The sequence below is a fragment of the Massilia horti genome, assembly GCF_004614195.1.
In the GTDB taxonomy this organism is placed as follows: Bacteria; Pseudomonadota; Gammaproteobacteria; order Burkholderiales; family Burkholderiaceae_D; genus Telluria; species Telluria horti.
The window spans coordinates 54,940-63,819 of sequence record NZ_SPUM01000100.1 but is presented as its reverse complement, the minus strand read 5'-3'; the positions used below and the strand labels follow the sequence as shown (position 1 = coordinate 63,819).

9 protein-coding genes are annotated in these 8,880 nt (G+C 63.3%); all 9 read left to right on the top strand.

Annotation, left to right across the window (positions count from 1 at the left end; translation table 11 throughout):
• Positions 1–395: 395 nt before the first annotated feature.
• The 9 genes from E4O92_RS14710 to E4O92_RS14670 all read left to right on the top strand — a co-directional run bounded on the left by E4O92_RS14710 (position 396) and on the right by E4O92_RS14670 (position 8,871).
• Positions 396–1,883, top strand: coding sequence for a B12-binding domain-containing radical SAM protein (locus E4O92_RS14710; RefSeq protein WP_135190485.1), 1,488 nt, complete (start codon positions 396–398; stop codon positions 1,881–1,883).
• 55 nt (positions 1,884–1,938) lie between these two features.
• Positions 1,939–3,075, top strand: coding sequence for an MlaE family ABC transporter permease (locus E4O92_RS14705; protein ID WP_135190484.1), 1,137 nt, complete (start codon positions 1,939–1,941; stop codon positions 3,073–3,075).
• Positions 3,075–3,932, top strand: a complete 858-nt coding sequence (locus E4O92_RS14700) for an ABC transporter ATP-binding protein (RefSeq protein ID WP_135190483.1) — start codon at positions 3,075–3,077, stop codon at positions 3,930–3,932. Before E4O92_RS14705 ends, E4O92_RS14700 begins: the two co-directional genes overlap by 1 nt.
• Position 3,933: 1 nt before the next feature.
• Positions 3,934–4,872 carry an MlaD family protein gene (locus E4O92_RS14695; RefSeq protein ID WP_135190482.1) on the top strand — a complete coding sequence of 313 codons (939 nt, stop codon included), beginning with the start codon at positions 3,934–3,936 and terminating at the stop codon, positions 4,870–4,872.
• Between the two features lie 8 nt (positions 4,873–4,880).
• On the top strand, positions 4,881–5,495 hold the full coding sequence (locus tag E4O92_RS14690; RefSeq protein ID WP_307721749.1) for an ABC-type transport auxiliary lipoprotein family protein: 615 nt from the start codon (positions 4,881–4,883) through the stop codon (positions 5,493–5,495).
• Positions 5,492–6,613, top strand: coding sequence for a VanZ family protein (locus E4O92_RS14685; protein ID WP_135190480.1), 1,122 nt, complete (start codon positions 5,492–5,494; stop codon positions 6,611–6,613). Before E4O92_RS14690 ends, E4O92_RS14685 begins: the two co-directional genes overlap by 4 nt.
• Before the next feature lie 57 nt (positions 6,614–6,670).
• Positions 6,671–6,991 carry a (2Fe-2S) ferredoxin domain-containing protein gene (locus E4O92_RS14680; RefSeq protein WP_135190479.1) on the top strand — a complete coding sequence of 107 codons (321 nt, stop codon included), beginning with the start codon at positions 6,671–6,673 and terminating at the stop codon, positions 6,989–6,991.
• Between the two features lie 3 nt (positions 6,992–6,994).
• Positions 6,995–7,624, top strand: a complete 630-nt coding sequence (locus E4O92_RS14675) for an alpha/beta hydrolase (RefSeq protein WP_370660011.1) — start codon at positions 6,995–6,997, stop codon at positions 7,622–7,624.
• Positions 7,625–7,722: 98 nt separating this feature from the next.
• Positions 7,723–8,871, top strand: a complete 1,149-nt coding sequence (locus E4O92_RS14670; protein ID WP_135190478.1) for a D-alanyl-D-alanine carboxypeptidase family protein — start codon at positions 7,723–7,725, stop codon at positions 8,869–8,871.
• Positions 8,872–8,880: the final 9 nt, after the last annotated feature.

Genomic DNA, 8,880 nt, shown 5'->3' with positions numbered 1-8,880 from the left:
GGTTCGTATTTTTTGTGAACATTTGATTTTTTAAGTAATCAGCTGACCGAAGCCAGCTGGCACCTTCATCAAACGCCCACACTTATCGACTGTTGATTGTTAAAGAACCGTGTTCTGTAGTACTGCTTTGCTGCGCTCTGCGAATCGTTTTGTTCGTCAGCAGCAGAGAAGTGAGATTATGCAGCGTTTCGAAATATTCGTCAACTTCATTTTCTCAGCATCATTTCGACGCTCCCTCATGAGTCCTTCGCAACCTGTTGATTTGTTGCGTGTTTCTCGCGAGGGACGGAACTATAGCAAATTCCGGCCCCACCTTGCAAGCGGTTCCGCGCAATTGTGCGGCACCCGACAGGGGCGGCGTACAATGACCGCTTTGCCGCCCACCTTCCCTGCTCATGACTATCCTGCTTTCCACCCTGAATGCCCGCTATGCCCATGCTTCACTGGGACTGCGCTATCTCCTGGCGAACATGGGCGAACTGCAGGCACAGACGAAGCTGCATGAGTTCGTAATCGGCGCCAAGACCACCGAGGTGGTCGAACGTCTGCTGGCGCACAAGCCCCGGATCGTCGGATTCGGCATCTATATATGGAACGTCGAAGAAACGACGAAGGTCATCGCCATGCTCAAGCGCGTGGCCCCCGAGGTGACGGTTGTGCTGGGCGGACCCGAGGTATCGCACGAAACCAATGAGCAGGCCGCCGTCAAGCTGGCCGATTACGTGATCACCGGCTGGGGTGATATCACTTTCCCGCAATTGTGCGCCCAGATCCTGAACGGGCCAAAGCCGCTGATGAAGGTCCACGCTGGCCAGCAGCCGCCCATGGGAGAGATCGCTCTGCCGTACAAGTTTTATACGATTGAAGACATCGCCCACCGCACCATTTATGTAGAGGCCTCGCGCGGCTGCCCGTTCAAATGCGAATTCTGCCTGTCTTCACTGGACAAGACGGCCTGGCCATTTCCGCTCGACGCGTTCCTGGATGAACTCGAGGCACTGCACGCGCGTGGAGCGCGCCTGTTCAAGTTCGTCGATCGGACCTTCAACCTGAATGTAAAGACGAGCCAACGCATCATGCAGTTCTTTTTGGACAAGCTGGCGGCCAATCCCGGCGATCCGGTCTATGCCCATTTTGAACTGGTACCCGACCACCTGCCGGAAGCACTGAAAGAGACGATCTCCAAATTCCCGCCCGGCGCCCTGCAGTTCGAAATCGGCATCCAGAGCTTCAACCCGGAAGTGCAGGCCCTGGTCAGCCGCCGCCAGGACAACGCCAAGGCCGCCGACAATATCCGCTGGCTGTGCGAGCATTCGCACGCCCATATGCATGTCGACCTGATTGCGGGTTTGCCAGGCGAAGACGTCGCCAGTTTTGCGCGCGGTTTCGACAAGCTCGTGGGCCTGGGGGCGCATGAAATCCAGTTCGGCATCCTCAAGCGCCTGCGCGGCACCCCGATCATCCGTCATACCGAGCCGTTCGGCATGGTCTATGATCCGTATCCGCCCTATACCATCCTGGCGACGAACCTGATCGACTTTGCTACCATGCAACGCTTGGTGCGCTTTGCCCGCTATTGGGACCTGGTTGCCAACTCCGGCCGCTTCACGAACACGATCCCCCATCTGCTAGGCGCCCATCCTTTCGACAATTTCATGACCTTCTCGGACTGGATGTACACCAGGACCGATGCCACCCACCGCATTGCGCTCGACAGGCTGGCGAATCTGGTCAAGGAGTGGCTGCAGCAGCGCGGCATGGCAAAAGACGAAGCTGCCGCCCTGATTGCGAGCGATTATGCGGGGCGCGCCGACAGCCCCGCCGAAAAAGCGAAGCCAACCGCGGCGGCGCCCGAAAGACAGCTGCGCCATCTGGTCGCTTGAGCACGCTACTGTGTCGCCTGTGGCGGCCGCGGCGAAAGTCTTTTACACTGCTGCAATGCAGCTTGATAACGAGCCAACGTTAATCATCGATCATCGCGACGATGGCGCGATGCAATCTGTCGTGGCACGCGGAGTTTGGCAAGTGCACGGGCTATGCCAGAAAGGCGTGCTCAAGTCGCTCAATAAAAAGCTGCGGGAGCTGAAGGATAATCCTGGCCTCGCCTGGGACCTGTCGCAGATTGTGAGCCTGGACCACATCGGGGCCCAGATGTTCTGGAATGCGTGGGGCAAGCAGCGCCCCGACCAGCTCAAGCTGGACGCGCGCCAGGAAGAACTGTTCAACCGCATCGAGCAGACCGGCAGTTACGAACTGCCGCATCACCGAACCAGCCACCTTAACTGGGTGGTCGCGCTGGGCGCCGGCATCCTGTCGTTCTTCGAGCACCTGCACGGTTTTGTGCTCCTTATCGGGCGCCTGGTGCTGGACTTCGGGCGCCTTCTGCGCCAACCGGTCAGGGGTCCCTGGCGCGAAATCTCGGCCAATATCTTCCATTCCGGCTTCCAGGCGCTTGGCATCACGGCGCTGGTGGGCTTTTTGATCGGCGTGGTGCTGTCGTACCTGTCGGCCCAGCAGTTGCGCATGTTCGGCGGCGATATCTACCTCGTGAACATCCTGGGCATGGCCGTGATCCGCGAACTGGGCCCGCTGCTGGCGGCGATCCTGGTCGCGGGCCGTTCCGGTTCGTCGATCACCGCCCAGCTGGGCGTGATGCGCGTGACCGAAGAGCTGGATGCGATGCTGGTCATGGGCATTTCGCACGGCTACCGCCTGATCATGCCCAAGGTGATCGCGCTCGCGATATCGATGCCGCTCCTGGTCGTGTGGACCGACGCCATGGCGCTCATCGGCGGCATGGTCTCGGCCAACATCGAGTTGCACCTGTCGGCACGCTACTTCATCCAGAAGCTGCCCAGCGCCGTCCCGGCGATCAACTACACGATTGGCCTGCTCAAGGGTGTCACGTTCGGCATCCTGATCGCGCTGGTGTCGTGCCACTTTGGCCTGCGCATCAAGCCCAACACCGAAAGCCTGGGACGCGGCACCACCACCTCCGTGGTCACCGCCATCACCGTCGTGATCCTGGCCGACGCGGTGTTCGCCATCGTCTTCAACGAAGTCGGGTTCTTCTGATGAACGAGGCCAAACCAAAACGCGATCCGCAACGCCTGAACCGGCGCCCGACCGAGGATGTCGGCCCGCCAGTGGTGCAGATCCGCGACCTGCTGACGCGCTTTGGCCGCACCGTGGTGCACCAGGACCTGAACCTGGACATTTACAGCGGCGAGATCCTCAGCATCGTCGGCGGGTCGGGCACCGGCAAGACGGTGCTGCTGCGCCAGATGCTGGGGCTGGAGCACCCGGCGCGCGGCACCGTGCGCGTGTTCGGCGAGGACATCACGGCCGCCGGCGAAGACCAGCTGCGCCACATGCGCAACCACTGGGGTATGCTGTTCCAGCACGGCGCGCTGTATTCCGCGCTGACCGTATTCGAGAACATCGCGCTGCCGATGCGCGAGCTGCGCGCCCTGCCCGAGGAGGTGATCCGCGCCGCCGTGCTGCTCAAGATGGAGATGGTGGGCCTGGGGGCGGAACATGCGAACAAGATGCCTTCCGACCTTTCGGGCGGGATGATCAAACGCGCCGCGCTGGCGCGCGCGCTCGCGCTCGAGCCGCAGCTGCTGTTCCTGGACGAGCCGACCGCCGGCCTGGATCCGGACCTGTCCGACTCGTTCGTGGAGCTGATCCAGACCCTGCACGCGGAGCTGAAGCTGACGGTGGTGATGGTGACGCATGACCTGGACACGCTGTTTGCGCTATCGTCACGCATCGCGGTCCTGGCGGACAAGCACGTGATCGCGGTCGGTCCGGTGTGCGACGTGCTGAAGGTGGACCATCCGTTCATCAAACAATTCTTCCTGGGGCCGCGCGGCCGGCGCGCGCTCGAGGTGCTCGAACAGCGCCAGGCCGGCCAGGAATCGGAGAAGTGACATGGAAAGCAGATCGCATGCCCTGATGACGGGCTTCTTTACGATCGCGCTGCTGATCGCCGCGGTGCTGGTCGGGCTTTGGCTCAACCGCGACCGCACCGAGAAGGTGCCGTATGAGATCGTCACCACGCAGTCGATCCCGGGCCTGAACCCGCAGGCGGTGGTGCGCTACCGCGGGCTGGAGGTGGGGCGCGTGGACGACATCATGTTCGACCCGCAGGTGACCGGGCAGATCCTGGTCAAGCTCTCGGTCGATGCCGGCTCGCCGATCACCACCACCACCTTCGCCAGCCTCGGCTACCAGGGCGTGACCGGCATCGCCTTCGTGCAGCTTGACGACGACCGCACCGGCTCGCCCCTGCTGCGCAGCGATCCGCGCCACCCGGGCCGCATCCCGCTGCGCCCGGGCCTGTTGGACCAGCTCGAGAAACGGGGCCTGGCGATCCTGGAAAAGACCGAACGGATTGCCACAGGCCTGGACAAGCTGATGAGCCCCGAGAACCAGCGGATCATGGTCGGCGCGTTCGATAACATCGGCAAGGCTGCCCAGGCCTACGCCGCGATTCCGCAAAAGCTCGAACCGACCCTGGCCCGCCTGCCCGCGCTGACCGACAAGCTGGACGACATGACAACCAGCGCCACCAGCACCATGCGCAACTTCGACCGCCTGGGGACAAGCCTGCAGGCGCCGGACGGCCCAATCGCGCGTTTGAACGGCGCCATCGAAAAGGTCGGCGGCTCGCTCGTGGGCGTGACCAACGAGCTCGAACTGCAGACGCTGCCGCACGTGAACGACATGACCGACGAGGCCAAGTCCTCGCTGCGCGCGGTCAAGCGCACCGCGACCGCCCTGTCCGACCGCCCGCAAAGCATCCTGTTCGGCGCGCCGAATACCCAGCCCGGGCCGGGCGAGCCCGGCTTCGTCCCTCCGACCAAATGAGGATCATCGTGAACCGTAGATTGTCCAGCATCCTCCTGGCCTGCCTGCTGCTGGCCGGCTGCGCCGGCGGCAAGAGCAGCCAGTCCACCACCTTGTTCGACTTCGGTTCTGCCGCGCCGGCGGCCGCCATGGCCGATCCGCCGCAGGCACCACTGCCGGCGCTGGTGGTGACCGACGCCACCGGCTCGGCCGCCCTGGACAGCGAGCGCATGTTCTACCGCCTGAACTACGCCGATGCGCTGCAGGCGCGCTCGTATGCGAACAGCCGCTGGAGCACCAGCCCGCTGCAGATGGTCACCCAGCGCCTCAAGTCGCGCCTGGCGCAGGCGGGCGTGAAGGTGCTCTCGCCATCCGATGCCCCGGTCGGCGTGCCGATCCTGCGCGTCGAGGTCGACGACTTCATCCACGCCTTCGCCAGCCCGGCCCAGAGCGAGGGCCAGCTGGTGTTGCGCGCCTCGCTGTTTTACGGCCATGCGCTGCTCGACCAGCGCACCTTCAGCCACGTTACCGCCGCGCCCACGCTGGATGCCGCCGGCGGCGCCCGCGCGCTGGCGGCCAGCACCGACGCCGCGGCGTCCGGCATCGTCGCCTGGCTGGGCGGCCTGAACCTGAATACACGATGACGGAAAACGAAACGCCCCGCCAAGGCTCGCCGATCTCCCGCGCTACGCTGGTGGCGTACTTTCTGCTGATCGTTTACGCCAGCTGGTTCCCGTTCTCCGGCTGGCACAACAACGGGCAGTCGCCGTTCGCCTTCCTGAACCTGACGCCGCCGCGCTACTGGACCGGCTTCGACGCGGCGGTCAACGTGGTCGGCTACATCCCGTTCGGCGTGCTGCTGGTGCTGTCGATGTACCCGAAGGTGCGCGGCGCCTGGGCGGTGCTGGCCGCCGCGCTGGCCGGCATCCTGGTCTCGGGCACGATGGAGACCGTGCAGAGCTTCCTGCCCAGCCGGATTCCTTCCAACCTCGACCTGCTGACCAATTCGGCCGGCTGCCTGATCGGCGCGGTGCTCGGCGTCTTGTGCGCCCGTTCGCTGCTCGACCAGGGACGCCTGAATCGCCTGCGCCGGCACTGGTTTGCGCCGCATGCGAGCCAGGGGCTGGTGCTGCTGGCGCTGTGGCCGCTGGCCCAGATCTACCCGCAGGGCTACCTGTTCGGCCACGGCCAGGTACTGCCGATCATCTCGGACTGGCTGTCCGAATGGCTCGACACCAACATCGACCTGGTGGCGCTGCTGCGCGGCGGGCGCGAAATGACGGTCGAGCAGTACTGGCTGTCCGAGACCATCATCACGGCGTGCGGCATGACCGGCGCCGCGCTGACCCTGTTGTGCCTGACGCGCAATAACGCACCGCGCTACCTGCTGATGCTGGCCATGCTGGGGAGCGCGCTGCTGGTCAAGACGCTCGCCACCGCGCTGCTGTTCACGCCCGATAACGCCTTCGTCTGGGTCACCCCGGGCGCCGAAGGGGGCTTCCTGATCGGCCTGATCATGCTGACCGGCCTGGCGTTCGCGCCGCCGGTGGCGCAGCGCCGGCTGGCCGTGCTCACGCTGCTCTTGTCCCTGATCGTGGTCAACTCGATTCCGGTGAACCCGTACTTCATGGCAACCTTACAAAGTTGGGTGCAAGGGAAATTCCTCAACTTCAATGGCGCGGCGCAGTTCCTGTCGCTGCTGTGGCCGTTCTGCGTGCTCTGGTTCCTGCTGCTGCCGTCGCACAAACTCAATCGTCAATAAGACGTATCATTGCGGATGGCCACGCTGGACCGCGCACTCCTTCCGATCGAGAATGACATGAACGACAACCCTTTTTACCAGTACCACGTGTTCTTCTGCACTAACGTGCGTGAAGACGGAAGCCGCCCAAGCTGCGGCAAGTGCGGCGCGTTCGACGCGCAGCAGCACGCCAAGAAGCGCGTCAAGGAACTTGGCCTGAACGGCGCCGGCAAGGTACGCATCAACAAGGCCGGCTGCCTGGACCGCTGCGAGGAAGGCCCGGTCGTGGTGGTCTACCCGCAAGGCACCTGGTACACCTATGTCGACACTGACGACATCGACGAAATCATCGACTCCCACCTACTCAAGGGCGAGGTAGTCGACCGACTGAAAATCTGATCCATGTTACTGAACAAGAATTCGAAGAAGTTTTACCTGACTGGCCCTGCAGGCAAGATGGAATGCCTGCTCGACCTGCCCGAAGGCGCCCCGCGCGGTGTTGCCCTGGTGGCGCACCCGCACCCGCTGTACGGCGGCACGATGGAAAACAAGGTGGTGCAAACCCTGGTGCGCACCTTTGTCGCGCTCGGCTACGTGACGGCCCGCTTTAATTTCCGCGGCGTGGGCGAATCGGAAGGCGTGCACGACGTTGGCCGCGGCGAAGTCGACGACATGGGCGTGATGTTCGATTACATGCAGGAACAGTATCCGGGACTGCCGGTCGCGCTCGCCGGCTTTTCGTTCGGCACCTTCGTCCAGGCCCAGTTCCAGCAGCGCCTGATCTTTCAAAACCGCCCCGCCGAGCGCCTGGTGCTGGTCGGCGCCGCTGCCGGCAAGTGGCCGATGCCCGAGGTTCCCGCCGACACGATCCTGATCCACGGCGAACAGGACGACACCATCACGCTCACCCAGGTCTTTGACTGGGCGCGCCCGCAAGACCTGCCCGTGATCGTGATTCCCGGCGCAGACCACTTTTTCCACCGAAAGCTCGGGCACATTAAAAATCTTGTCGTCCAGATGTGGCGTCGGTGACATTTGCAGTGCACGCTGGCCTATAATGGGTCTTCTTCTTTCTGGGCAATGCTTCCGAGTATTGCCCGCGCACCGCGATGTTGACTACTTTTGCTCCCATGAAAAAAATGATTGCGGCCGTGGCCGCCAGCGTGCTGCTGATGTCGACTGCCAGCGCGCAAACCATTCCTGCGCCGCAGATTGCGGCCCGTTCCTGGACCCTGCTCGACGCGACCAGCGGCCAGATAATCGCCTCGCAAGACGCCGACATGCGCATCGAACCGGCTTCGCTGACCAAGGTGATGACCGCCTACGTGGTGTTCCAGGCGCTGCGCGACAAAAAGATCACGCTCGACCAGATGGTGAACGTGTCGGTCCGCGCGTGGAAAGTGGACGGCAGCAGTTCAAAGATGTTCATCGACCCCGCCACCCCGGTCAAGATCAACGATCTGCTGTACGGCCTGATGGTGCAGTCGGGTAATGACGCGGCGGTCGCACTGGCCGAGGCAGTGGCCGGCGACGAAGGCACCTTCGTGACCCTGATGAACCACGAAGCCCAGCGCATGGGCCTGAAAAATACCCATTTTGCCAACCCGCACGGCCTGCCGAGCCCGGAAAACTACTCGACCGCGCGCGACCTGTCGATCCTGGCCACGCACGTGATCAAGGACTTCCCCGAGTTTTACAAGATCGACTCGGTCAAGACGTTCACCTATAACAAGATCAGCCAGCAGAACCGCAACCGCTTGCTGTGGCTCGACCCGACGGTGGACGGCATGAAGACCGGCCACACCGAGGCCTCCGGCTATTCCATGATTGCGTCGGCACGCCGCCCCAACGGCCCGGCCGGCGAGCGCCGCCTGATTTCGGTGCTCTCGGGCGCCAACACGGACGGCACCCGCACCGCCGAAAGCCAGAAGCTCTTGAACTGGGGCTTCCAGAACTTCGACACGGTCAAGCTGTACTCGAAGGGCCAGGCGATCGCGACGCCGGAAGTGTGGAAGGGCTCGAAGTCGACCGTGAAGATCGGCTTTACCAACGACGTGCTGGTGACCGTGCCCAAGGGCGTGGCCCAGAAGATGAAGCCGGTGCTCGAGCGCAAAGACCCGCTGGTGGCGCCGCTGCCGCAGAACGGCCAGGTCGGCACGCTCAAGATGATGGTCGACGGCAAACCGCTGCTGGCCCTGCCGGTGGTGGCACTGGAAGAGGTGTCGCAGGCCAGCATCTTCGGCCGTGCGTGGGACTCGATGCGCCTGTGGCTGAAATAAGCCGCCGGC

What these genes read in the sequence shown, in the direction of transcription:
- E4O92_RS14685 (WP_135190480.1), top strand. Translation starts at nt 5,492, where the DNA reads ATGACGGAAAACGAAACGCCCCGCCAAGGCTCGCCGATCTCCCGCGCT.
- E4O92_RS14705 (WP_135190484.1), top strand. Translation starts at nt 1,939, where the DNA reads ATGCAGCTTGATAACGAGCCAACGTTAATCATCGATCATCGCGACGAT.
- E4O92_RS14670 (WP_135190478.1), top strand. Translation starts at nt 7,723, where the DNA reads ATGAAAAAAATGATTGCGGCCGTGGCCGCCAGCGTGCTGCTGATGTCG.
- E4O92_RS14700 (WP_135190483.1), top strand. Translation starts at nt 3,075, where the DNA reads ATGAACGAGGCCAAACCAAAACGCGATCCGCAACGCCTGAACCGGCGC.
- E4O92_RS14675 (WP_370660011.1), top strand. Translation starts at nt 6,995, where the DNA reads ATGTTACTGAACAAGAATTCGAAGAAGTTTTACCTGACTGGCCCTGCA.
- E4O92_RS14710 (WP_135190485.1), top strand. Translation starts at nt 396, where the DNA reads ATGACTATCCTGCTTTCCACCCTGAATGCCCGCTATGCCCATGCTTCA.
- E4O92_RS14695 (WP_135190482.1), top strand. Translation starts at nt 3,934, where the DNA reads ATGGAAAGCAGATCGCATGCCCTGATGACGGGCTTCTTTACGATCGCG.
- E4O92_RS14680 (WP_135190479.1), top strand. Translation starts at nt 6,671, where the DNA reads ATGAACGACAACCCTTTTTACCAGTACCACGTGTTCTTCTGCACTAAC.